This is a genomic window from Colwellia marinimaniae (genome assembly GCF_002207865.1).
GTDB classification, from domain to species: domain Bacteria; phylum Pseudomonadota; class Gammaproteobacteria; order Enterobacterales; family Alteromonadaceae; genus Colwellia; species Colwellia marinimaniae.
The window spans coordinates 73,957-99,627 of record NZ_BDQM01000014.1; the positions used below are offsets into that span (position 1 = coordinate 73,957).

20 protein-coding genes, 1 tRNA gene and 1 pseudogene are annotated in these 25,671 nt (G+C 37.5%); 14 read left to right on the forward strand and 8 right to left on the reverse strand.

Annotated elements, in window-relative coordinates; genetic code table 11:
• Positions 1–376: 376 nt before the first annotated feature.
• The gene (locus MTCD1_RS10230; RefSeq protein WP_057180980.1) at positions 377–2,650 is read right to left on the reverse strand and encodes a tetratricopeptide repeat protein; all 2,274 of its coding nucleotides are present in this window, start codon (positions 2,648–2,650) and stop codon (positions 377–379) included.
• Between the two features lie 289 nt (positions 2,651–2,939).
• Between MTCD1_RS10230 and MTCD1_RS10235 the strand changes: the two genes are divergently transcribed.
• Positions 2,940–3,332, forward strand: coding sequence for a DUF3718 domain-containing protein (locus MTCD1_RS10235; RefSeq protein WP_057180979.1), 393 nt, complete (start codon positions 2,940–2,942; stop codon positions 3,330–3,332).
• 473 nt (positions 3,333–3,805) lie between these two features.
• Here MTCD1_RS10235 and MTCD1_RS10240 read toward each other — a convergent pair whose 3' ends face one another.
• Positions 3,806–4,546 carry an endonuclease gene (locus MTCD1_RS10240; protein WP_088568941.1) on the reverse strand — a complete coding sequence of 247 codons (741 nt, stop codon included), beginning with the start codon at positions 4,544–4,546 and terminating at the stop codon, positions 3,806–3,808.
• Positions 4,547–4,580: 34 nt separating this feature from the next.
• On the opposite strand from MTCD1_RS10240, the pseudogene MTCD1_RS23290 reads away from it, so the two are divergent.
• Positions 4,581–4,736: pseudogene (locus tag MTCD1_RS23290) on the forward strand (DUF6988 family protein); the annotation flags it as partial.
• 118 nt (positions 4,737–4,854) lie between these two features.
• Here MTCD1_RS23290 and MTCD1_RS10245 read toward each other — a convergent pair.
• The 3 genes from MTCD1_RS10245 to MTCD1_RS10255 all read right to left on the reverse strand — a co-directional run bounded on the left by MTCD1_RS10245 (position 4,855) and on the right by MTCD1_RS10255 (position 7,093).
• Positions 4,855–4,931, reverse strand: a tRNA-Pro gene (locus tag MTCD1_RS10245).
• Between the two features lie 153 nt (positions 4,932–5,084).
• A complete protein-coding gene (locus MTCD1_RS10250) occupies positions 5,085–6,845 on the reverse strand; it encodes a DUF3413 domain-containing protein (protein WP_057180977.1) in 1,761 nt (586 codons plus the stop codon).
• A 41-nt stretch (positions 6,846–6,886) separates the two neighbouring features.
• On the reverse strand, positions 6,887–7,093 hold the full coding sequence (locus MTCD1_RS10255) for a YejL family protein (RefSeq protein WP_057181043.1): 207 nt from the start codon (positions 7,091–7,093) through the stop codon (positions 6,887–6,889).
• A gap of 123 nt (positions 7,094–7,216) precedes the next feature.
• Between MTCD1_RS10255 and yejK the strand changes: the two genes are divergently transcribed.
• The 11 genes from yejK to MTCD1_RS10310 all read left to right on the forward strand — a co-directional run bounded on the left by yejK (position 7,217) and on the right by MTCD1_RS10310 (position 22,016).
• Positions 7,217–8,287, forward strand: a complete 1,071-nt coding sequence (gene yejK, locus MTCD1_RS10260) for a nucleoid-associated protein YejK (RefSeq protein ID WP_057180976.1) — start codon at positions 7,217–7,219, stop codon at positions 8,285–8,287.
• A 152-nt stretch (positions 8,288–8,439) separates the two neighbouring features.
• A complete protein-coding gene (gene pyrC, locus MTCD1_RS10265) occupies positions 8,440–9,507 on the forward strand; it encodes a dihydroorotase (RefSeq protein WP_057180975.1) in 1,068 nt (355 codons plus the stop codon).
• 108 nt (positions 9,508–9,615) lie between these two features.
• On the forward strand, positions 9,616–10,506 hold the full coding sequence (locus MTCD1_RS10270; RefSeq protein WP_057180974.1) for a 6-carboxytetrahydropterin synthase: 891 nt from the start codon (positions 9,616–9,618) through the stop codon (positions 10,504–10,506).
• Complete coding sequence (locus MTCD1_RS10275) at positions 10,499–11,374, forward strand: M23 family metallopeptidase (RefSeq protein ID WP_057180973.1); 876 nt, start codon at positions 10,499–10,501, stop codon at positions 11,372–11,374. Before MTCD1_RS10270 ends, MTCD1_RS10275 begins: the two co-directional genes overlap by 8 nt.
• Before the next feature lie 20 nt (positions 11,375–11,394).
• Positions 11,395–15,210, forward strand: a complete 3,816-nt coding sequence (locus MTCD1_RS10280) for an ATP-binding protein (protein WP_057180972.1) — start codon at positions 11,395–11,397, stop codon at positions 15,208–15,210.
• Positions 15,203–15,826: a hypothetical protein gene (locus MTCD1_RS10285; RefSeq protein ID WP_057180971.1), complete on the forward strand. Its 624-nt coding sequence runs from the start codon at positions 15,203–15,205 to the stop codon at positions 15,824–15,826. The genes MTCD1_RS10280 and MTCD1_RS10285 overlap by 8 nt, the downstream gene beginning before the upstream one ends.
• On the forward strand, positions 15,826–17,088 hold the full coding sequence (locus MTCD1_RS10290) for a hypothetical protein (protein ID WP_057180970.1): 1,263 nt from the start codon (positions 15,826–15,828) through the stop codon (positions 17,086–17,088). Before MTCD1_RS10285 ends, MTCD1_RS10290 begins: the two co-directional genes overlap by 1 nt.
• A 40-nt stretch (positions 17,089–17,128) precedes the next feature.
• Positions 17,129–18,055 carry a DUF7281 domain-containing protein gene (locus tag MTCD1_RS10295; protein ID WP_057180969.1) on the forward strand — a complete coding sequence of 309 codons (927 nt, stop codon included), beginning with the start codon at positions 17,129–17,131 and terminating at the stop codon, positions 18,053–18,055.
• Positions 18,056–18,569: 514 nt separating this feature from the next.
• Positions 18,570–19,835 carry a tyrosine-type recombinase/integrase gene (locus MTCD1_RS10300; RefSeq protein ID WP_057180968.1) on the forward strand — a complete coding sequence of 422 codons (1,266 nt, stop codon included), beginning with the start codon at positions 18,570–18,572 and terminating at the stop codon, positions 19,833–19,835.
• A 920-nt stretch (positions 19,836–20,755) separates the two neighbouring features.
• Positions 20,756–20,965 carry a hypothetical protein gene (locus MTCD1_RS10305; RefSeq protein ID WP_057180967.1) on the forward strand — a complete coding sequence of 70 codons (210 nt, stop codon included), beginning with the start codon at positions 20,756–20,758 and terminating at the stop codon, positions 20,963–20,965.
• Positions 20,952–22,016: a tyrosine-type recombinase/integrase gene (locus MTCD1_RS10310; protein WP_057180966.1), complete on the forward strand. Its 1,065-nt coding sequence runs from the start codon at positions 20,952–20,954 to the stop codon at positions 22,014–22,016. Before MTCD1_RS10305 ends, MTCD1_RS10310 begins: the two co-directional genes overlap by 14 nt.
• A 357-nt stretch (positions 22,017–22,373) precedes the next feature.
• Here MTCD1_RS10310 and MTCD1_RS10315 read toward each other — a convergent pair whose 3' ends face one another.
• From MTCD1_RS10315 to MTCD1_RS10325, 3 genes are all read right to left on the reverse strand, one after another.
• Entirely contained in the window at positions 22,374–22,997 is a 624-nt protein-coding gene (locus tag MTCD1_RS10315) for an ATPase (protein ID WP_057180965.1), read from the reverse strand.
• On the reverse strand, positions 22,985–23,245 hold the full coding sequence (locus MTCD1_RS10320) for a hypothetical protein (RefSeq protein ID WP_057180964.1): 261 nt from the start codon (positions 23,243–23,245) through the stop codon (positions 22,985–22,987). Before MTCD1_RS10320 ends, MTCD1_RS10315 begins: the two co-directional genes overlap by 13 nt.
• Before the next feature lie 569 nt (positions 23,246–23,814).
• Positions 23,815–24,147, reverse strand: a complete 333-nt coding sequence (locus MTCD1_RS10325) for a YggL 50S ribosome-binding family protein (RefSeq protein ID WP_057180963.1) — start codon at positions 24,145–24,147, stop codon at positions 23,815–23,817.
• A 461-nt stretch (positions 24,148–24,608) separates the two neighbouring features.
• Here MTCD1_RS10325 and MTCD1_RS10330 point away from each other — a divergent pair, with 461 nt between their 5' ends.
• Positions 24,609–25,529, forward strand: coding sequence for a hypothetical protein (locus tag MTCD1_RS10330; RefSeq protein ID WP_057180962.1), 921 nt, complete (start codon positions 24,609–24,611; stop codon positions 25,527–25,529).
• The last annotated feature ends 142 nt before the right edge of the window (positions 25,530–25,671 follow it).

A 25,671-nucleotide genomic window follows, 5' to 3' on the forward strand; every position in this document is an offset into this window, starting at 1 on the left:
ATGACCATTCCGTGCTTAATTACCTAAAGCATTGGTTGTGGTTTTCTTGGCTGCCTTTGCGGCTTTCTTCTCTTTTGCTGTTAAAAGTGGTTTCTTTTTGGTGTTTTTTTTACTGTCTTGTCCTTTACTCATGATACTTTCCTCTTGAGGTATTGTCTTAAAACTAAAGTCAGTTTGAGCCAACCTAATGACTATGGCAACGCAGTGACTTCCATTCAAACTTCCATGGCGATGCGTAATAACACTAGTATGGTCCTATGGACGATCAATTGATAGCAATCGTTTAAATTAGCGGTTCTCTAGGTGTATTAATGTCCATTGCTAACCCTTCTTTTGACGATAAAACTGCCTAGGTGAATCTTACGATTGCTATCACCTAGGGGATAACAGGGATAGGTGAGAGTTCACCGTTGGCTTCCATACGAACTAAATTAGCTCGCTGCTCGGCAAGTTGCTGCAAAATGCCGTTATTCAAGGCTTTAAATTCTGGGTTGTTGAACAGCGGAGCCAACACAGGGTTTTTAGTGAGATCGACACAGCCACCAAGTTCGCGCCATTGATATAACGCGCTCATAGCCTTAGTTTCCTCTCCCATTGACAGGTACAGCCAGGCATCTAAATATTCAATACCGTCCCAACGATAACGGCTTTTAAATGGTAATATTTTTAGTATGCGCTGGGTGAGTGGCATAGCTTTTTCTTTTTCGCCACTGGCGTGCAAAGTGGCTGCGTAGGCAATTGCTACTTTGAATATCCATCCATTGAAGTCAGTGTTGACGTTATCATGGCTAAGTTCAGGATAATTGGCGGCAAAACGTGCACTGGCTAATGCTGGTCGACCATTTTTTATATCAAGCTCAGCCAATTTTATATTAATGTAGTGACGCCAAAGTATATTCAAAGATTGAACAGCCGGTAACATTTGTCCGCTCAGTTCATCCTCATCGCGTAACCGATGCAATTCGAAGGAAGACATAATAGAGAATTCATCCGTCGAGGAAAGTCTAATACTACGTTGATACCAGAATATCGCGTCATCGAACATGTTTAGATCTTTATAGCTCTCGGCTAATTCGAATGCCGACATGGGTACTTGAGGATCGAGAAAATAGGACTTACGGTGCGCTTTTATTGCTTGGTCATGTTGGTAAAATTTAGTATTAAATAGAATGCCTAAAGATCGATAGCTTTGGGCGAACTTAGGCGCTTTGGTTATTAAATCTTCAAGTACTTGTTGCGCCTCTTCGTTGCGGTTTGAATTCATCAAAGCCTCAGCTAACTGCTGTTTAGGGTGGCTATTTTGAGGATCGAGTATAATAGCTTGACGAAATAAGGTGATCGCTTGTTCTGGTTGGCCAAGAGACCAGCTAGTAAGGTTGCCGTACATCATCAAGGCTGCGGCATTGTTGGGGTTTAATTGGATAGCTTGTTTGAATGCGAATTTTGATGCGGCAGCATTGCCTTTTATTTGTTCTAGGTAACCTAAAGCCTGATGGGCCTCACTGAGCTTAGGGTTCAACGAAAGTGCTCGCTTAACTACAGGTTCAGCCATGGCACTTTGTCTATCCCCGGACAAACCGCCGTAGAAGACTTTTTCAAGTAACGACAAAGCTAGTTGTGCATGTGCTTGAGCAAAATATTCATCAAACTCGATCGCCTGCTGGAAATGAATAATGGCTTCGCTGTAACCTTTGCTAGTATTGAGGGTATAACTACTGCGACCGCGGAAAAAGGCTTCTAATGCTGACATATTATCAGTAGGTGATTTTTTAAACTCTTGATGCTCCTCAGGTGAAAGCACCGCTTGTAATTCATTGATAATGGCATCGACTATTTCGCTTTGAATGGCGAAGACATTTTCGCTGCTTAGTTCACGGGTGTAAGTCTCAGCCCAAAGGTTGGCATCGGTGCGGGCATCTATTAGCTGAATATTAATGCGTACTTGCGTACCCGAACGTCGTACCCCGCCTGATATAATCGTCGCCACACCGAGCTCTTGAGCTATTTGTCTAATATTCTTATCGGTGTTTTTGTAAGATTTGACCGAAGTGCGAGAAATACTTTTAATGTCTTTAATGCGCGATATTTGCGTGAGTAAATCGTCATGAATGCCATCGGTAAAGTATTGATCCGATTTTAGCTCACTACGATTTTCAAAGGGCAAAACCGCAATGGACTTTTGCTTGTCATTGTTATTATTCGTGGGGATTTCACTAACAGGTAGCCAAACTTTATAACCAATAATAAATAATAGCGGTAAAGTTATTGTTAGTAGCGATCTTAAGTAACGTTGAGTCTTAACTGTTGGAAAAGTCGTGCTTACTAGGTCAACTTTACTCGGCATTGCTTTTATTTCAGCAATGAATTGATAACCACGGCCTCTAATTGTTTTTATTATAGTTTGGTGTTCACCGTCATCCCCTAATGCAGCGCGTGCACATTTTATATTGTTGCTTAAAGTGGCATTGCAAACTTCACGCCCGGCCCAAAGATTTTTAAATAACTCATCGCGCGATATTAGTCTGTCTCTATGGTCAATCAGATATAAAATTAAATCAAAAACATGGGGTTCAACCAACTTCGGCATGCCATTGACCTGCAAAGTGAAATTTTCACTATTTAGCTCACAGCTATCGAACCTGAATATCATTTGATTTTTATCATCCTAATTAATTTTTCAATAATGGTTCGAACTATTGATTTTTATTAATATTAACAATGAAGTATTAAACCCATACCTAACCCATAGCTAACCCTTAGCTATGAATAGATAACTCATAGGTTTAAGCAAAGCCACTTTCGCTATAGTGCAAGTGTAGTCTAGCGTTCGTAACAATGCGTATAAGGTATTTGTTACGAAATAAGCAATTTTCTTAGTTTACTATGCTCGATGATAGCGGCAGATTTGCTGTCATGAGTTATGAAAGGAGTATAAAGATATGAAATTCATTAAATTACTATTAATTACCATGACCATTTTCATGATGAACAGTGTCTATGCCATTCAATATAAGTTTGTTGCCATGGATAATTCTATTTACACAAAAATGTGCGTGCTTGCCGGTAACAATGAACAAAAGGCACTAAAAACAGCGTTGAGACGGCATGAACATAGTCCAAGATCTCTGGCAAATACTACATTTTGCAATGGTCTAATCATCGCAAATTTCGCTTACAAATATCAAGCGAATATGACTTATGACTACTTAAAAAAATATACCCATAGTCGACATGTAGATAAAGCAACTAAAGTTTCCATTCAGGATGTTATCACTCGTACAACAGAGAATAAATCAACGGAAGAAATTATTTTAGTTTATGTTGGTTATTGATTATAAGTAATTATTTATCTGGGAAAACATCCATTTTGGTAATGCTTTTATCTGCAATGTTAACGCTTAGTGGCTGTTTTCTTTCTTAGCTTTCTTATGATGACTGTAAGGGTTAAGAACATCTACTCACAGAATATGCAGACGAACAGTTACCCCCGTTATGTGCACTTCCAAAAAGCCGCCAATTAGGTGGCCTTTTTTTAAAAATATTTTGGAATAATTATACTGTAAATATTCATTGCGATGTGTTGATAATATAAGCCCCTTAATAAAGGATATTTTTCCTATACAGTAGTTACTAACAACGTCTTCTTTTAGACTAATCAGAAGTAAGAAGACCTCCCTCGTTGCTAACGCCCACCTCATTGGTGAAGCAGCCGTTAGAGCTTTAAAGCCTAACAACTATTGTGGTATCACTAGCCTTTAGCCAGTGACTGTAATAGCTTAAATCAAGTGCTATCAGGGGCGGTTCATTACCAAACACCAGCAGACTGACAGCGACTTTTAACAATCTCATTCTCGCTTTGCTGCAAGCTAGTAATCTTCTTCGCTCTCGAGCACTCCCAAGCATCTACGGGGTACATCTTATCCCAAGCACTCATAAGCTGGCGCTGTGATTTACTCATGCTATAGCGCTTGTAAGCCCCAACCATGTAGAGGTATGTTCGAGCTATTTGACCTCTAGCAATTTCAGGTGGCTCTGCTTTACGATTATCAATTTTCATGGCACAACTACCAAAGTCACTTTTCACGGCAGGTAACATAGTGAAGTTGTAATTACTTCTTAGGGCGTTCACAGCGCCAATGGCAGGGAATAGGTTAAACATGTCAGCTTGCATGTAACGATATTCTGTATTTACTTTTTCAGCGCACCTACGACCTTTAAATACTTTGCCTTTACTACTTACACACTGCTTATGGCCATCACGCCATTCAATAAAGGTACGACCGAAATTCTCTGCCGGTACAACATGTTCCCACTCTATCTTTTTAGCGCGTTTGACATATTTAGTCGTAGTGAAGCCTTTTGGTGGCGTTACCTTTTTCTTAGCGTCAAACGTCGCTCCGCAATAAAGTGTTTTACGGTGATTGTTGTAAACCTGCTTTTCTAAGAGTTTTTTAGCTTTACTAAACGATTGAACTTCTTGGTTGGCCGCTAAGGTTGTTGTGGTGATGAAGTTTGTTATTAACAAGATTGTTATTGTTGCTTTCATTTTTATTATTTAAGTTTAATTCTACGTTCATGCTGGTGTTCATGCATTACAGCGTCATGCCGTAGGTTATCCCGAGAAGTTAGTAATAGACATCGTAAAGTCATCGAATGGTTTGCTTAGTATGACGGCAATGATGGCGGCGATATTAACGGGTAATCATGAAGAATGTTTGCCCGTACTCTTAGCTTAATAGTTAGGGAGCTAATATTGTATTGAGGTTGACTGCTACCTATGAGTTACCCAGACACAAAAAAGCCACTTGAACAGTTTAATCAACTTTTTAAGTGGCTTTTTTATTGTACTAAATGTGGTCGGAGTAGCAAGATTCGAACTTGCGACCTCACGTCCCCCAGACGCACGCGCTACCAAGCTGCGCTATACCCCGACAAGGTAAACTCTTGGGCTTCACGAGTTTACCATCGGTATCATAATGATTTATCAACGTATTGCAATGACAATTAGCGTAATACTTGCTTCATAGTGCCTAAGTGGCTAACTTATGCGCAATTCCACTCACCTTTGCCTAAATAAAGGGCGCTTACTGTTTTTCCTGCTGAGTAAACTGCTTAATAAAGTGCACACCATCAATCATTAAGGGGAAATCCTCATTGACGGTAATTGGCGATGAAAATTTACGTGAGTAACTTTGAAAGTTGCCATTTTGATCGACAAACACTGATTTATCTTTATTAAAGATAATAATGCCTTTATCGGTCGTATTAGCAATAACTCGGTCTTTATTTAATCTCGGTAAATCAGTGCCATTACTGTGCTTGCTCACCTTACAGCCTAGCCACTGACTCATTAGCGTCGGTTGTAAGTCCATGTTACTGGTATTAAAGCTTACATCCTTATGGCTTACTGCTGTGCCCTGAGGATATATAAATAACGCCGGTTTAGTGTTTAAACGTGTTTCATTACTTTGATTGCCGATAGAGCTGATCCAAATGATATCTTTAGCGGATTTTTGCTTTTGTGCTAACAGTAGTGCATCAACAAATAATTCAAATTGATATTGGTTATTGTTTTGTTCGGCTTTATTGGCCTTAATGCCATGGCTATTTTTAAAGTAAATAATATGCAACCCCGGGGTTTTATTATTTAACTTCTCTGCAAACAATAAACTTGAGACATTGCTCAGTTCAGTTTTTTTACTGAATAGCGCTTCAAACCAGCGAGGTTCAGTGATGTCGATATTTTCATCTGCACCATGACCTGTCACTGAGTTAACGGTAAACTCAGCAGAGATAACCGTTAAGCTCGTTGCCAGGGCTTGTTGGTCGATACGTTGAAACAGTAGCGGTTTAATACCTTGCTTTAAAATATCTTGTTGATAAATGCTCGGTAGAGCATAAAGCAGGTTAAACCAAGCATCATCACTTATACCGGTATCAATATTATTGGTTAAAAGTAAGCTGCTAACACTTGCTCGGCGGCTAAATTGATTCAGCTGACTGATTGATACTTGTTGCTCGGTAAGAATTAAAAATACCGAGTTAGTCGGAGTTTTATTTGCTGTTTCACTAGGACAAAGCTCTGCCGTAATAGTCGGGTAATTGGGAATAGCCTGACTAAACGATAGCGGGCTATTTTTACGCTCGATATAATCTTCTATGTTAAATAAGCCATATTTGGTTAACAGCGTTTTTGCAGTGGCTGGATAAGACAAAGGTAAAACAGTGTCTTGGCGTAAAATATCATAATTAAGATTGGCATCGGCCCAAATATGGCTTACATGACTAAAGAAAAATGATAAAACCAAGGCGAAAATAACAAAACGGGCAAAGATTGTTTTTTGCAATTTCTTTAAGTGCTTCCAAGCATAGTTACTTACGGTAAATTCAAACGCTAAAATAACGATAGCCAAGGCACCACTGAGGCTATAAAACAGGCTATTTTCCTTGGCGATGTCTTGTAACAAGCTAATAATTTGCGTACTTGACGAGGCATTTAAATGATAACCCAAGCGACTATAGATAAAGGCATCTAATACCAGTAGTAATAAACCCAGGGTAAAAATAATGGAGCCAATGGTTCTGATGAACTTGGTATTAGGAAAAACTAGCGTTAAAGGAAACAACACCAAGACAAAACTCATAAAAGTCAAAAAGGCAATATGACTAACCCAGGTCGTTATTAAGTAGACTTGGCCAAAGAGGGTTGTTGGTGCGGGATCACTAAATAAATAGTAAGAGGAGAGGGCAATTGCTGCTAAAATATTGAAAAAGGTGAACCAATGGCTCCAACTGATCAAATGTAATAGTTTTTTGCTGTAGCTTTTTGTATCAAAAGAAACCATTGATAATAATTCTTCTTGCAGGTGAAATTAATGTCGCGTCTTTAAACTGATTTTTTTAATGCGCTGGTAAAGTTGTCTACCACGGCAGTACGTTTGCTTTCGGGTACTTGGCTAACAACGTGTGTCACGGCATTGCCTAAACACATTAAGGCTAAATCAGGGGTTGTTTCTTCTTTTATAAGTACATCAAGTAAATCTTGGATAATTTTTTCTACACGTTCGTTCGAATATTTAGATACAATAGGCATAATAAGTGTTTTCGTTAATGATAAATTTAATTTCTCTAGTTTATCAAATGCCTGCACAATTTAATATATAGCAGATATAAAACACCAACATTAACTTACATTAGTAACTGAACCTAAAATCATATGAGCTTAATAATTACAAACATAGCACTACATTACTTGTCTAAAAAAGAAGACACCGGTGAAGTTGTCTTACGCCTTGGTCCGGAAAATATTGATTTCACCCAAGAAAGTGCCAAAACAACTAACTTTGTAGATGGTCTACACACCATTTATAATGCCAAAGGTAATAAAGCGTATGGCAGTTTTTCCGACATGCCCAGTGAAGGGGATGCCGCGCGCTTTGTTGATTTGATGGCAAGCTATTTAACGGAACAGCAAAGTTTCTATGACTTTAGTACCCAAGCGGCCAATGTATTAAAAAATGAAATTGAAAAATATGACATAGACGAGACTGGCTATTTTGTTATCTGTCATTATGAATACATGGGTGGACGTTACTTATTAATAGCAGTTATACCGGTGTCAGAGCATTACAGCGTTGATGGTGAATTGAATATTTCAGCCGCGCAGCATCTAGATATCAATAAAATACAACTAGCAGCGCGTATTGATTTATTCGATTATAAAGACAATGCCCAGGGCAATCGCTATATTTCTTTTATTAAGGGTAGAGCGGGCCGTAAAGTATCAGACTTCTTTTTAGACTTTCTAGGTTGTGAAGAAGGCTTAAACGCCAAAGAACAAACGCAAACACTGGTACAAGCGGTTGAAGATTATGTTGCCGTTAATCAACTAGACCCAAGTGAAAAGCAAAAAACACGTAAAGATTTACTGAGCTACTGTAAAGAGCAAAAAGCGAGTTCTCAAGATGTGTCACTGCAAGAGATTGGTAAAGTAATTGAAAGTGCCGGTGCAGAACAAGACTTTTATCAGTTCTGCCAAACACAATCGTATGCTATGGAAGAATCGTTTCCACACGAGCAAGCAGTGGTTAATAAAATCACTAAATATTCAGGCTATGGTAATGGTATAAGCTTGAGTTTTGAACGTAGTCATTTTGGCGAAGACGTGATTTATAATCCACATAATGATTCAATAACCATATATAAAGTGCCACCGAATTTAAAAGAACAATTAATGGCACTTCTGGATAGTGAAAAAGTTGAGGCTGAAAAAGTCCCAGAAGAGTAACAATACCGCCAGAATATCGGTAACGCATAACCACAAAGGTACCGCGTTACCATTTATAAGAGGGTATTTTTACCAAAGTAAGTATTTAAAATCAGCCAGTTACAACTACATGTAATAAATTGACTGTAATCATCAAGAAATTGGAAATGAACATGACAAATGAACGCAATAGCGCAACTAATCACTCAAATAACACCTTAACCATCGCTCGCCCTGATGATTGGCACGTACATTTACGTGACGGCGAAGTCTTAAAAAATACCGTTGCCGACATTAGTCGTTATATTGGCCGCGCCATAGTCATGCCAAATTTAGTACCACCAATAACCACGGCAGCGTTAGCAAAAAGTTATCACAAACGCATTTTGGCAGAGGTGAAAAATAGCCACTTTAAACCACTAATGACTTTATATTTAACCGATAAAACCACGGCTCAAGATATTATTGATGCGAAAGAATCTGGTGTGGTGTATGCGGCAAAATTATATCCTGCTGGCGCAACAACCAATTCTTCATCGGGTGTAACGGATGTTGCCAATTTAACGGACGTTTTTGCCGCCATGCAAGCAGTTGATATGCCACTATTAGTACACGGTGAAGTAACAACCGCTGATATCGATATTTTCGATAGAGAGCAAGTATTCATTGATACCATTTTACAGCCCTTGGTAGCTAACTATCCTAACCTTAAAATAGTGTTAGAACATATCACCACTAAAAATGCCGTAGATTTTGTTAGTGCAGCTGGTGATAATGTTGCCGCTACTATTACTGCGCATCATTTACTCTATAACCGTAACGACATGTTAGTGGGTGGTATCAAACCACATTATTACTGTTTACCTATTTTAAAACGCAATACTCATCAACAAGCGTTAAGGGCTGCCGCAACAAGTGGCAGTACAAAGTTCTTCTTAGGCACCGATTCAGCACCACATGCACAACATGCTAAAGAGTCAGCATGTGGTTGTGCTGGTGTGTATTCCTCTTTTGCTGCCATAGAGCTGTATGCGGAAGTGTTTGAACAAGAAAATGCTTTAGATAAATTAGAAGCCTTTGCCAGTATTAACGGCGCCAATTTTTACCAATTACCAGTAAATACCGACACCATCACCCTAGTTAAAAAGGCCTGGCAAGTACCAGCAACCATGACTTTTGGCGGCGATGTTGTGGTACCAGTGCGTGCCAATGAAGAAATTTTGTGGACAGTAGCAGACTAACTTAAGCTAAACGCAGCTTTATCTAACGATGTTTAAAGTAGATAACGCTGGCTGAACGAGTTAAGCCCGAATAAAAAGTAGAGAGCCCTAAGTAAATTAAGGAAAAAAATGCAATTATTTGTAGATAATCTTACCGTTATTGATTTTTCATACCTGTGTAAACAGCGCGGTATTGTCGGTGAGAGCTGGATTGTTGACGTATTACTCGATGGCTCGTTAAACGAGCAAAGTATGGTATTGGATTTTGCTATTGTGAAAAAGCAAATCAAGGCCATTATTGATGATGCCGTTGACCATAAACTGTTATTACCTGCGCAAGAGCAAGCAATAACCTTGGCAGACTCACCACATAACCAAGGTCATCAAACCATTGACTTTAATAGCGATGTAGCAAATTACTACTTACAATCTCCTGCCTGTGCTTTTGCGACTATAGACTGTTTAAGCATTACAGTAGCCGCGGTGACGACACATTTAACGGCTATTATTTTGGCGCACTTGCCCGATAATGTGCAAGGTTTGTCCTTAGTATTGCGCCCGGAAGTTATTTCGAGCGATTATTATCATTACACTCATGGTTTGAAGTTACACGATGGCAATTGTCAGCGTATTGCCCATGGTCACCGCTCAAAAATTAAAGTTTATGTTGATGATAAAAGAGATGCTAAGTTAGAAGCCGCTTGGTGTCAGCGTTGGCAAGACATCTATATTGCCAGTGAAGCCGATAGAATTTCACGCGATGATATCGAGTTATCTGCTCACGCAATGAACAATTTAACACCCGATCATCAATATTTTAGTTACCATGCACCACAAGGTCGATTTGATATCGCCGTTGATAGCAAGGTACTTGATGTGGTTGATTGTGATTCTACGGTAGAGTTATTAGCCGATTTTATTTTAAGACAAATAAAAGCTGAACATGCAGAGCTCGCCAATAAGACAGTGCAAGTTGTTGCTTATGAAGGTGTCGCTAAAGGGGCAATTGTTCATGGTTAGCCCTTTAACTCATGACTTAGCTAAAACATTACCTAATACCTTAAGCAAAAGCTTCGTTGCTTTTGCACTTGCCGCTAGCTTTTCTGTTAGCGCGGTTAATATCACCAGCCCAAAGATAGTGTTAAGCGGTGAAATTAAGCAAGGTGGTTTAATTGTCGGTAAAACACAGCCGGACAATACCGTCAGCTTAAATGGCAAGGTAATCACAGTTTCTAGTCAGGGGGATTACACCTTTGGTTTTTCCCGTGATGACAAGAAAAGTTATCAATTAGTCATTACCTCAATTAATGGTGATCGGGCAACAAAAACCCTAACTCCTTCAATACGCAGTTATAATATTCAGCGTATTGAAGGCATTAAGAAAAGCATCATGCAGCCAAATCCTAAGTCGGTTGCCCGAGCGCAACAAGATAGCAAACAGGTAAAAGCTGCCCGAAAAGTTGCCAGTACACTTAATTATTTTGCTCAAGGCTTTATTGCGCCAATAAAAGGCCGCATTACCGGTGTTTATGGCAGCCAACGTGTTTATAACGGCGTGCCTAAAAATCCACATTTTGGTTTAGATTACGCCGGTAAAACCGGCGATCCGGTCAAAGCTCCAGCTTCGGGTACGGTATTACTTTGGGTACCTGATATGTTTTACTCTGGTGGCACCATGATTATTGATCATGGTCAAGGCGTCAGCTCTACCTTTTTACATTTAAGTCATTCTTATGTAAAACAAGGTGATAAAGTTAAACAAGGGCAGGTAGTCGCCGCAGTAGGTAAAAGCGGCAGAGCAACCGGCCCCCATTTAGACTGGCGCATTAACTGGTTCGGTGTGAAAATTGACCCAGCGCTAGTATTGAAATTACAACCTCTTCATTAATTTTCCCTTAAGGTCACACTATGGCAGAACACGGCTATTCGCTGCTCCGCATTATTATTATCGATAGTTTTTGGCAGGGTCAAGTCAACGAACTTGATTTAACGGGTCACACACAACTTGAAGGCACCAACGGCGCAGGCAAAACGTCATTAATGCGACTGTTGCCACTTTTTTATGGCATGCGACCCAGTGATATTGTTAGCAAGGTAGATCAGGCGAAAAACTTTGCCGATTTTTACTTACCTCGTGAATCCAGCATTTTAGTGTACGAATACTGCCGACCCTATGGACAAATATGCCAGGTGTTAGCGACCAGTGATGGTAGAGGTGTGCAATTTAAATTTATTGATGCCCCTTACGACGCACAACACTTTATCGCCAATAACCAAGGCAGCAAAGCCAAGCCTTTTACCATCAGTGAAATAGAAAAAAACTACCGTAGTATCAATGCAGAAAGTTCAAAATTCCTCGGCATAGATAAATACCGTCAAGTGATTCAAAATTTGCGCAGCGGTCGTCAACACAAAGAAATAAGACTACTGCAAAATCGCTTTTCTTTTAGTGAACAACCCTGCCCACATATTGATAAAGTGATTAACGGCACCATAGAAAAAAATCTAGATTTTGAAGCGGTTAAACGTATGTTAGTGGCTATTGCCAGTGATCATCTTGCCCGTGATACCAACGAAGAAAAAGAGCAGCTAAGTTTAAATAAAGCCGATATTACTGGCTGGTTGGCTGATATTCAGGCCAGTCGCGCCATTAAAAAAGTTGCTGATAAAATCTCTGTTTGGCAAAACGATTTTAGTGCCTTTGCCAGTTTATTAAATAAGTTACAACATCTACATGCTGAAGTGATCGCGCATCAACAGCGCCTTGAAATAAAGCAGCAAGATAGAGACGAGCTTAAAAAAACCAGTATCGTAACACGCAATACACTCGATACCGAGTTAGCCAATGCCACAGAGCACTATCAAAAAGCCTTATTTGATTTAAACGCTAAGATTGATGCCGATTTAAGTAAAATAGACTTACTTGATGCAGACAAACTTAACTATGAAGATGATGATGCCAGTAGTTATCAAATTAAGGCCGAGCAAGCGCCACACATTCAGCAAGAATTAAATGAAGTGATTGCCGTTATTGATGCCTTTGAAGGCAATATCACTAAAATAGGGCAAAAATTTGATAAGCTGATTCAAAAAATTGAAGTTGAAAAACTTAAAGCAGTCAGTAGTAATAACGAAAAATCGGCGCTTATTACTGCCACGACCAATGAGCAGTTAACCCATATAAATGATGTTTTTCATCAACAAGAGTACGCTCTTAATGCTCAACTACATAAAGAAGAGCTTAAGCTGCAAAAAGATCGGCAACAAATCCAACATCAATTAGACCATGCTAACCAACAGTTAACCCAGCCAATAATACCGCAGCAATTAACTCGCGATATTGACGATAACATGCAAGCGTTAACTCTCGCTCAGCAAAGTTATAATCAACTACTGCAGCAAGAGTCAGAGTTGCAAAAGCAGCAATATCAATTAGAGAAACAACAAGACCAACAATTAGCGCAACGTAGTGACGCTAATCGCTATCTGGAACAGTTACGTCAAGATTATCAGCAAGTAGAATTACAACTGCTGCCACAAGCAGGCTCTTTACATCATTACCTTATTAACGAGCCACAAGCGGGTAATTGGCAAAATGATATTGGCCGCTTACTTACTAGCGAGCAATTATCACGGTCTGATTTAAATCCACAGTGGCTAGCAAGCGATAGTGCCACAGCCAGTCTTTATGGCTTATCCATAGATTTACAACAACTGCCTTGTGACGATTCATTATTTTTAGATGAAGCGCAACTGCGTGAAAAACGTCAAGTTATCGAAACTAAGTTACAAAACCAAACTGATAAAATTAGCCAGCTTGATGAGCATTTAAAAGGCTTAGTCAAAGCGCTTAATCAGCTTAAAGTCAATGTGACGGAACAGACACAGAACTTAAACCAACAAAAATTAACCTTAGGACAATTGCAAACGCAGCAAGAAAGCCTAGTGATTAAAAAACAGTTGGCCATTAAGGCACACCGTCAAAGCATCGAGACACAATTACAAAGTTTCAATCAGCAAATAAAAATGCTGGATAAAAAGCAACACAGCTTTGAAGAAGATAAAACCGAGCAGTTGCATGATTTAACCAATGATAAATTAGAAAAATGCATGGTGGTTGAAAGTGATAGAGACAATCAGTTAACACTGTTAGCCGAGCAACTTATCACCTTAAAAACTAATGCCAAGCAGCGCTCTACCGAGCTTAAAAAACAACAAGCCAGTGATATTAAACACCTTGACCCCGAAGGGGAAGTAGACAAACGTATTGCTAAGCGCGTGACGCTAGAGCAAGACTTACAGCAATGTTCGCTGTTCGCCCAAAAGGCGCGTGACTATCAAAGTTTTCTTAATGAACGTTATTGTCACCGTGATGCTTTGGTTGAAGAAAACCAGAACAGAAAAATCACCAAGCGTAATCTAGAGTCAAATCATGAAGATATTAGCATTGAACTGACAACTAAAATTAGTGAATTAAGACAGCTAATTAAAAAAACCAATCTAGAAAAACAGGCCACCGATGATTTATTAATACAACTGAATGATAATAAGCGTTTGTGTGAAATGTCTGCCATTGACAGTAAACTTGCTGAGCAAGAGCCGGCCAACCAAGCCGATTTAACCGTTAGCTTTTGTCATGACTTTTACCAACAATTTAAAACCATTGAGAAACGCTTGGCTAGTCAGCTGAATACCTTTAGTGAGCGTTTTAGAAAAGATCACTCTGGCAGTGAGCTTTATGATAATTGGCAAAATCTATTAGTTGAAAACGATAACTACTCTGGCGCTCAAGCACTGTTTAAATATCGTGAGCCCATTAGCGCGTTATTAAATAGTGCCGAGCAAAAGCAGCAAAGTACGTATCAACTGGTTACCGTTAACGCCACCATGATCAACGAATTTTATCAGCACATCGAAAATTTTGGTCGGAATATAAAGCGCATAGGTAAACTTTTATCCGCTAAGGTTACCGCTTTGGCACACTTTGAAGCCTTAGCCGACATCAATGTGACTACGGTAATGAAGCAAGAAGAGCTAGAGTACTGGGGACCTTTGAAAAGTTTTGCCGAAGTGTTTGAACTACATAAAGATCAATTACGTGATGGTATTGGTGAGGTACCCGATGATTTGGTTTTCGCTATGCAAAAATTGGCTAATTATTTGCCCAGTGAAGGCTTTGTCTTAGTACACAATAATTTGTTTGATTTAGAATTTACCATTGTAGAAAAAGGCCAAATAAAATACGCCCGTAATGCCAAGCAGCTGAAAAAAGTCAGTTCAACCGGTTTATCTTATTTAGCCATGTTGTCATTATTTGCCGGTCTTTTAGGCATGTTACGTGGTGATAGTAAACATGCCAGCCAAATAATTTTACCGGTTGATGAACTAGGTGAACTGGCTGCAGAAAATATCGATCTGTTATTACAAATGTTTAACGACAATAATATCAGTATGTTATCAGCATCACCCTCAACTGACCGTCATATTTTATCCTTGTATAACCGCCATTATAAATTAAAAGATAATAAGATTTATCATGCCGAAATCCCGCAATCTCGATTGGATGAATTACTGGCACAACGTAATAAAGTACCGGATATTACTGATGAAAGTACCAAGGTAATAGCTGAGGATAATACAGCAATAACAGCTGACGAAAGTACTGAAGTCACAGCAGAGGCCAGTACAGAGAAAAAGAAAGCCGAGGTGGTAAATAATGTTTAAAGAAAGTATTCAAAAGCTGCTTTGTGGCACTGTTATTTGTCAAACGGCTTATGAAGCCGAATATTTGTATTTAAAAGCAGAAAGTCATAGCGATAAAGTGAATGATTTTTTAGCCAATTTAGATAGAAAATTGACCTACCTTGAAAGCGCCGATGCCTATTACTGTACCTTTAATCAGGTTGATGACAGTAACCATGCTGAGCTCAGTGTTTTATTTAGTGATATGCGTAGCACTTTTAGACCACTGGTAGAGTTTTTAGATTTACTGCTAACGGCAACACAAGCAGATTTACCTATACGCGCTAAATCGGTGTTGAATATCAATGAATTATTCGAACCCTTTGAACATGATCAAACCTTGAGTGAGCAATTACGGCGCTTAACCACCATCAAGCCTTTCAAAACAAATAAAACTGAAACGCGTGAGCAACTGGTGATGGTATTTCAAAAGCTGGAAGAAATGCATTATTTTGTCCGTAAAAATGCCGGTAGCAGTAGATATTATGCTACGGCGCGTTTTGACCTAATTTACTTACTGATAGAGTTTTTGAATGATGCCGAGCTGGTCACTTTACCCGAGCAAGAAAAAAGCCAACAAGACGAGCTGCTTTTCTAATGGCTGGTTTTGATTCTTCGCAAGTCGCAACGTTACTAAGACAAATTGGTGCCTACAATGACTTACTCGCCAATGCCTATGTTTATGGCTCGATAGCGAGTGATGAACAAGATGTCAATACCTTGAATTTGTTGCATAAATCTGGTTTGATCAGACCTGATGATTCTCCAGGTGAGTATCGAGTAACTACCGATCTAAAACGCATGTTAAACCGATTAATGCGTAAGCAAACCAGCTATCGACAACTTACCGACATGGGTAAAGTCATTGAAGCGATTGAAGAAGTAGTAAAAGATTATCAACTGGCGACCATAGCCAAAGAGCAAGAAGATGCCGAGTATTATTTAGATCAACTCGATGATTTACTTTATGAAACTAAAGACAGTTTAAACAACAACTTAGAGAATATGCACTTTGCTATTGTTAGTCAATTTGGTTTTGTTAGTAGCTTGTCTAACAAGATACGCCAAAATGAACGTTACTTATCCCATGCGCAAAAGCTACTGAATGAGTTGCAGCAAATTGATCCGCAAGATTGTTACGAGTGGCTAGATTGGCTCTGTCCTAATGAGTTTGCCCGTAAAATTTCTAACTTTGTTTACTGGTATAACCAAATTTTGCCCAAACTACGTTTGATTATTGATAACATGCGTATTAGTTTGTTTCGCTTACGTCGAGATGAAAAACAGGCCAGCCAATTACGAAATATGGCGCGTTTTTTACGGAAACATCCTGAATTTGACCTTGATGAGCAGTTATTTGAGCTACCAAATTTACCTGAACAGCTGAAATATTCGCCACCAATGCCACTGCGCAGCTATGTCGATACCAAGCAAACCGACATTGAACAAGCCTTACTTGAGTTGGTACAGTCATTACGTAAACAAGCCGTCGTTAGCCCCATTAAAGTAAGAACAACCAGCGAGGTCAGTTTCGAGCCAATTGAAAAAATTGCCGCCGAAGAAGATTTTTTTGAAGATCAAACAGAACTGTTGTTTGAACGGGTGATCATCAATAACTGTGCGGTTTCCGCTTTAGGTTTTTATCAAGAATTCCAAAATATTTGGCTGGAAAAATCACACGTTATCGCGCCAAAAGAATGGATAGAATTAGTGTTTAGTTGCTACTGCAAATTAACCAACGCACAGCAAAATGCCCTTAATATCAAAATGAAAGGTATTGTAGTTACCGGCACTACCCATAACTATAGTTATAGTGATGTCGTTATCGAACTTAAACCTGAAATCAAAGCTAGTGCCTAACTAAACATAAAGTCATAGGTATAATATATAAAACAGTATTATGAACAAACAACTTTATAATTTCACTCAAGATAAACTGCAAAAAAATAGGCAGGGCGGTCAGATAAAAAATAGCGCCTTAGCAATAAGGTTGCATAAAGATTATCATTTTGGCCAATTTGATTTGAGTAAAAAACACTTAACGTTTAACCTGACTGATATTTTGGCACTAAGCAAAGAAATACAAAGAACGCTTGGTGTTGAGATTAGAAATGATTCATATCCTAATAAAACCAGCAGAGTAACTAATGCGGGTGTTAATCGAAGTGAAAAAGAAAACAGCTATGCGGTTAGCAAAGATTTCATCTTGATTAATAGCTTATCTGAGCTGAAAATTAATAAAACAATTTATAAATCATCGCCGTTTACTTCATTAGGTAACTATATAAAGGCAGATGAAATTCAATCGGTTGAACATAGTGTCATTGTTTTAGTTGAGAACCTTGCCGTGATGGCGAATCTCAAGCTGATAAATTTAACAGCACTATGTGATGAAATTGATTTGCCGATTGATTTACCGATTGATTTAACTAAAGCACTTTGGCTTTATCGTGGAGATGTTAAGCCGCAACAAACTACCAATACCAGTTATCAATTTTTTCGACGCTTTAAGGGGAAAATTCCACTAATCTGTTTTAGTGATCTCGATCCTAAAGGCATCGAAATTGCGCTCACTAGCCAGGCTGATTTTTGGTTAACCCTTAAAAATACCCATGAAGTTGCTATGGCATTACTAGGTAGTGAACAAGAATGGTATAAACAAAAATCTGCCATTGATTTTTTACTAAAGCAAGAAAAGACTAATGAAGAAAAACAGCCATGGCAATATAGCTTTGACATACTACAGCATCATAAAAAGACGCTTAAGCAAGAGCACATGCTCAAACATAAACTTGAGTTAGCTTTATTAAAAATAAATGACAAATAACATTCAGTAAAATAAACAAAGCTGAAGCTAGCTAAAATCAGTTAGGCTACCTTAACTAAAAATAATTTCAGCCATCTGCACGGTTATTAAAATGGCAATGGTCATGACTTAACATTTTCAATAGCTGATAAAAACAGAGTGTCAGACATAAGTTGATTTATAATTTTATATTAAAAGTGCTGGTTGAAAGTATTAGTTGTAAAGTGAGAGATGTAAAACATATTGTTGAAAGTGAAAACAGTAAACAATAATGAAGATATCTAAAACGAACAGTAATAAAATTAGTAACTATATTAACAAACATAACTAAAGTCATAGCTGGAGCAATTCAGTAGTAAGCCTAGAATACCAAGGCTAGAACAAAGCATGTAATAAAGTAAATAGCAGCAGAGCACAGATATAGATACCCACTATGTCCGATACTCTTCAGTATTGGACATAGTGGGTATAGTGGTTTAAACTGGCTTTAACCTATGTTTCCCTCGTTAGAATTAAAATTTTGGTATTCAAATAAATGTCATTAACTAAAACCTCGACCAGCACCTTTTCTAAACCGGTACCTTTATATCCACCATACCTTGATTTGTGTGATTTCGATCTTGAAGATTATCCACAGCTAGATAAAATATTTTCTGCAAATGAGCCTTGGTGGCTTGAGCAATTTAACTGGGGTAAAATATTCCTTACTTATATCGGTAGAAATAAATCTAACCATACCTATGACAGATTTAGAAATGACGTAGAACGTTTTATTTTATGGTCGTTTATTGAAAAGAAAAAACCAATTGACCAATTACGTAAAACTGACTTGCTTGAATATGCTGACTTTTGTTGGCAGCCACCAGTTACTTGGATTGGCACATCAAATCAAGAACGTTTCAAACTATCCAATGGTTATTCAACGGCTAATGAACTTTGGTTTCCATTTAAGATGCAAGCACCTAAAAGTCAAAAATCTCAATATGTCATTGATAAGAAAAAATACCGACCATCACAACAAACACTTTCATCGATGTTTACCGCACTTATCGTTTTTTATAATTACCTAATGGCTGAAGATTTCTGTATTGGTAATCCGGCAGCAATTGCTAAAAAAGATTGCCGCCACTTTATCATTGACTCACAAGTTAAAGAAATTAAACGTTTAACCGCTAGCCAATGGCAATACGTTTTAGATACTGCTGTTGAAATGGCTGATGAAGACCCCATCTTTGAACGTAACTTATTCGTAATTGCATCATTGAAAACCCTCTTTTTAAGGATTTCAGAGTTATCTGAACGGCCCAATTGGTCACCCACCATGGGCCATTTTTGGCAAGATGAAGATGAAAACTGGTGGTTGAAAATATTTGGTAAAAGTCGAAAAATACGTGATATTACCGTGCCCGTAGATTATTTGCATTTTTTAGAACGTTATCGCGCTTACCGTGGTTTATTAGGTTTACCAATAAGAAACGAAAATACGGTTCTTGTGGAAAAAATACGTGGTCAAGGCGGTATGACCTCCAGGCATTTACGACGTTTAGTACAGAGTGTTTTTGATCTCGCCTATGAAAATATGCGCAGAGTAGAAGGTGAAACCAGGGCGATGAAATTAAAAGAAGCTTCTGCCCATTGGTTAAGGCATACCGGTGCCAGTATGGAAATTGAACGTGGCCGCCCTCTTAAAGATATTTCAGAAGATCTTGGTCATGCCAGCATGGCAACCACCGATACTGTCTATGTACAAAGTGAAAATAAGAAACGTGCTGAAAGTGGTAAGCGTAGAAAGGTCGATTAACCGCTCTACCCTATAGCTTTCTAAACATATCGAATATTACCAGTTAAAATAGCGCGCTAGGTGATTATTTACCAGTGATGACAGCCGATGTTTATCAGCATGCACGTACGGTGAGTTTGATATTTAAACAAAGCCACCGTAAGGCCTTATAGTAAAGGGATGTAGGGTATACAGTCAATTTTAAGCTATTTTAACTTAACTCAAATGCGTACTAAACAGTTGATAAAATAGACAAATAATATAAATATCGTACAAATTTAGGAAATGGGCATTTATAAATTTGTTTAAAGTGCCCTACTGATCTTCTTAAATATCCTTCTCAGCTATATTTTTAAGTTTTGTAACTTATTAGTCAATTAATGGTGATTTAATAAGCATTAATTCTTGTCTTTGAAAACATTACCTCATAGTTATTACCCGCTTTGTAAGCCCTTGTTCATTTACCAGTGAGAATAAAAAACTGACTTGATCAGATCCTCATTTTGGCAATGGTGGCAGCTAAAGTATTAGCCTGTTTTTGCTTAAAAAACTCTATTCAGCCATTTACTCTGCTATTTTTGTACAAAAAACAGTCTTCACTCTCCCCGATTTTATCGTTATATGCTTTAGTCACCATCAAACAACCACGGTAAATGATAGTTAAGTAAAACACCATTGGCTAAAAAACAAACTAAATGGATGTAGCTATATAAAATGAAGGCGAACTATCCGTTAATTAACTGTAATTGTCTTTTTTATCATCTATTTACCGCTATTGCGTATGATAATTATAGTTATCTTATTCAATAAGCTAAAACGATATTAAGTAGACTAAAGTAACGGTATACTGTACACTTATACAGTATACCGTTGATTAAGTCCTATAGGACAATTTATATATTAGAATTTCCCAGTATAATAACCATGACAGAATTACGTAGATGACAGTAGCAAGACGCGCCCAAAAGAAAAAATCACGCACTAAAAATGACATCACTACCATACAGCTATCGCGCACCTTAAAAAAAAGATTACATCTCATTATTAAATCCAACGGCTTTAACAAGTTAGATGAAGGCCTTGATGAAGTATTGAGTTTTTATGAAGATAATCATCTTGCTATACTAGGTATGGATAATGAAACTGACTGAGTTATCATTAGCTGATCTTAATGTTGTGGTACCTTCAAAACACCAAGAAGCCGCCAACAAATATTTTACTGATATATTTAATTTATTGCCGGCTAATACCCAGCGCTCATATAAAAGTGATTTAAAACAATATTATGATTTTTGTTTTGCCAATGATATGCCAGGTTTAACGCCCGATATGGATTTAACAGAAACAAGTATTAAAGCTTATGTTCTGGCAATGTGTGAATCTCAATTAGCTCACAATACTATCCGTCATCGTATGGCGACCCTATCTAAGTTTATGGCCATTGCAAAATTTCCTAACCCGTTAAAGAATTCAGAGTACTTGCGTGATTTTATTAAATTACAAATGAAAGCGCATGATATTTACGCGCGAGCGAATCAAGCACCTGCATTAAGATTAAGAGATTTAGAAGAAATAAATACTCATGTTATCCCTAAAACTTTATTAGACTTCCGTGATTTAGCCATGATTAATATAATGTTTGATGGGTTATTACGCGCAGATGAAGTGGCGCCAGTACAATTAAAACATATAGATTACAAACAAAATAAACTTTTGGTACCAACGTCTAAAACTGACCAATCGGGTAAAGGCTCTTTACGTTATATATCCAATACCAGTATTAGCTATGTAACGGCTTATATCGCCGAAGCCAATATCGATAGGAAAAGTAAACGGGAAAAAGTTAAAGATGATCCTACTCGAATTAATAAAGGCATACTATTTCGGGGGATATCGCCTAAGGGTACAACTATGTTGCCTTTTGACGAAACGGTTACTCGCCTTGCTCACATGCAAAAAATTGCTTATGTAAATATTTATAAGTCACTCAAGCGTATTGCCAAGAAAGCTGGCATTGACCTACCAATTACTTGCCACAGTCCGCGCGTTGGTGCTGCCGTTACCATGGCAGAAAATGGCGTTTCAATGAAAAAAATTCAAGATGCCGGTGATTGGAAAAGTCCTGACATGCCGGCGAGATATACTGAACAAGCTGACATTGGTAATGGTATGTCGGATATAGCAAATATATTTAAACGCTAACCCAGCCATAAGTAGATTTGTCTGTAAGCATTGATCTGAATACAGTTTTATAACAGAAAATACTCTTCGATTCGATAAGGTTGATAATCATTCGTTAAAGCATGATTTTTAAATATTAAATTTGAGCTGCTTGTTTAACCAGTATTGACAGCAGAAGTTTATCAGAATGCACGTAGCGTCAGTTTTATATTTAAACAAGTGGCTTGATAGTGTTGATACTAAAGGGGTGTATAGAATTATGGTGTAGTTTATTCCCGCTAAAACAGGGGTGAATAGTTGATTAAACAAACAGATAAACTTAATTAACTATTAAAAGGTACTAAAAAATGCTAGTTCAGTCTTATTAAAGAGTATATATTAACGAATTATTCTTACTTTACTTTTATCCCACTTCATTAAAACATGCTCCCTAAACCAATGTGGTTCGAGTTCGTAATAAAGTTTTTCTTTAATATCTAAGTAACCATTAATATTTATTTCAGCAAAAGATGTTAGTTTATCCGTATTATCAAAAAAATAAACTCTTCGACAAAGTAATGCCATTTCGCAGAGTTGCTCTAAACTACGTTGATATCTTGATAATATCTTTTCTTTAGGAACAGGGTGACCACCAGATATAACTCTCTCATCTACTCGATCACAATTAATTTCCGGATCATTTATACAAACATAATATAAATATGTTTTAAAACCCCTTTGATTCGCTTTTCGTATGAAATCTAAATGACTCTCATGACTCATGACCGATTCATAACTATGTGAAATACCATCAATTAACCATTTTTCTCTTTGATCTTTTGATATTTTTTGAGCTATTCTTGAACGTGATAATTTATCTTCAATTATATCAACCAAAGATTTTTCTATTTCATCTGGATTAGTATATTGACCAAGAGGGACTTCGAATCTCTGACGAAGTTCATCTGTTAACGTTGTTTTACCTGAACCATTCGGCCCAGCAATTAACCTTAAGCTAGGCACAGATCATCTTCAATTCTTGGAATTGACACTACATTTTTATCCTTAACTATTTCTTTTTTTCCATCGGAATAAACTTTATAAATTTTGCCGTGTTGCGCTATAGTTATATACGCTCTATTTTTAAACGCTCTAATTCTAGCAGTCTTGGTAGCTAATTTAGCAATACGATTAAGACTCGTTAAATCAGTTAAAGGATCTTTTCTTTTAGTCGCTGAAATCCGTGGTACTACAATATTTTTACTAGTCATAAAATTCACTCCTCTGTTATTATATTTTAATCTTTAAACCCAACTTAAACAAGAAACAAAGCATTGATACTACAATAAATTATAGCTAGTGTATTTTAATCCTAGGCTCTATCAGGGATGAGCGATAAACATCGCCTACCTTGTCATCTTCTTTTTTCGCCTTGATAATAAAAGTGACACCTAGGTTTAAAAAAATCAGTAATGGTAGGGCTATGATTAACCTATATGTTATTAATAACATATAAAGAGGTTTATTTTGAGTGGGTGTCTGCCATATTGTATATTTAAACAAACCAAGCTGAGAGTATTGATAGCAAAGGGCTGCAGGTAAATATAGTGTCAATTATACCACGTTAAATAAACTTAAATAAGTGATAAGTAGTTGATTAAACAACCAATATGCTTAAGTAATATATAAAATAAGAAATTAAAATCTTCTTTAACTGCCCTACTACTCTTATTAGATGTTAGAATTTAAAGTATTATTTTCCACTCTTGAGTGTAATATCCACAAGCAGCACAAACTTTCGCTCCTTCTAAAAGAGCTTTTCTACACCCGCTTGATTCGATTATACGCCATAGTTAGCATCGACAAGTTCGCCAATATTAAACTCTGACACGGTATTTTGGTCTTTCAACCAATTAGAGATGTTTGTTATGTCTGATTCAGTGACTGAACCATAACGTTCATGAGAAGAAATAAACCCTGCAAAGGAAGTCAGATCACCACCACCGCCAATACACAAGCTTAGGGTGTCAACATAAACAAAAAAATCATCCATTATTGTTGCTAATTCGGACTCATCTTTACAAGTTAAATTACAATCTAATTCAACCCCCTTTACAGCAAATTCATCCAAATAAAGTTTTTTTCTTAATCTACGAGATTTTCGAGAGTGCATAATTTTCCTTGGCATATAACGCTTACATAAGCTGAAAATGATAGTTAGCTAAAATGTTTGAGCAATGATCTTACACCACTTTCGTAGACACTTTACTAATTTTTAAAATTAGATATTAAGGGCGGTTAGTACCACAAAGCCGACCTAATACATCGGTTAAAATCACCTCACCTAATGACCACTTTGATACGAAACCGGACGTTCCCCACAGATATAAATATGCATTGTTTGCCTATAAATATTACCAATTAATCGAATAACCTGACTGGCAAAAATGCCACCATTGCGGTAATTGGCAAAATTAGTTTTATTGAATGCATAGAGGGGACAATGAACAATCGTTTAATTAGTTAAAGCCCACCTATATAGGTTGTTGTTTGAATAAGTAAAATATACATTGAATAAACTATTCACAACGTATTAAACTCAAGCTTTAATGGAAAGCAAACTAAGGAAGGCTATTGAAAGTATTAATTATTATTGTTGTTTTGATGAATGTCATTGGTTGCTCCACGCAACCAACCAATGATTATCAACCAAAAAGTACATTAGAAACCACAACAAAGAGTAGTCCCTCACAAAACTTTAAAGAAATGGTGCCAATTGGGACTTGGGAAGGGATTAGCCGCTCAGGGGCAGAATTTAAAGTATTGAAAATTATGTCCAACAACCAGCACAGCCTAACTTCATACAATATTGCATCAGGTATGCAGTTTCAAAAAAGTGTCTCGTTCACAAATAAAGATATAGAATGCGATAAGTTTAACTGCCATATTTATACTCACACGGCAGATGAGAAACTACCCTTAAAAATTACTCTTACAAAGTTCGTAGATCAAGATTACTTAGTGACGGAAGCCGTTAGGCTAGCATCAGAAGGAATATACAGCACAAGTTACGGACTTAAAACAGTCAAAGCTAAAACAATACCAGAGCGATTTATTGCACAAGAAACTGAAAAATTAACAGCGATAGCCTCAATACATAAAAATAAGAGGTTTGGTTATTGGTCTGGAATATTAGAGATTTCAAATGAAGACCAATTAAAGTTCGTTACATTGGATTATCAACCTGGGCAAGTCGCAACTTTCACGGTTTATACCCCAGGGCTACCTTACCAAGCAAAGATGAATTTTAAGCCTGAATGGTTACAGCAAAATAACGGTGAATTAACCACTAAGCTGAAAGGTGCTCTTTTTGCAAGCGAAATGACATTAAGATATCCTCTGAGAGATGTGATTAAAGGAGATTTCGAGCAACGCTTTGAACGTTACCCAGAACGACTTATTAGCAATGGTAATTTCAGGCTTTCCCGTGTTAAACCATTAGAGGATTATAAACTACCAAAATGGCTGAAACCCCTACTACAAAAATTAGAATAATATTACATACATGAACGGCAGCATAACCCCCCGTGTCAGAATAGTTGTCACCCCTAAAATTTAAATTTTTTTAGATCGGGGAGTGGTAATCGAACAATAAATGTCTAGTTATTCAACAGAAAGAAAAGAAGCTATTTTAAGT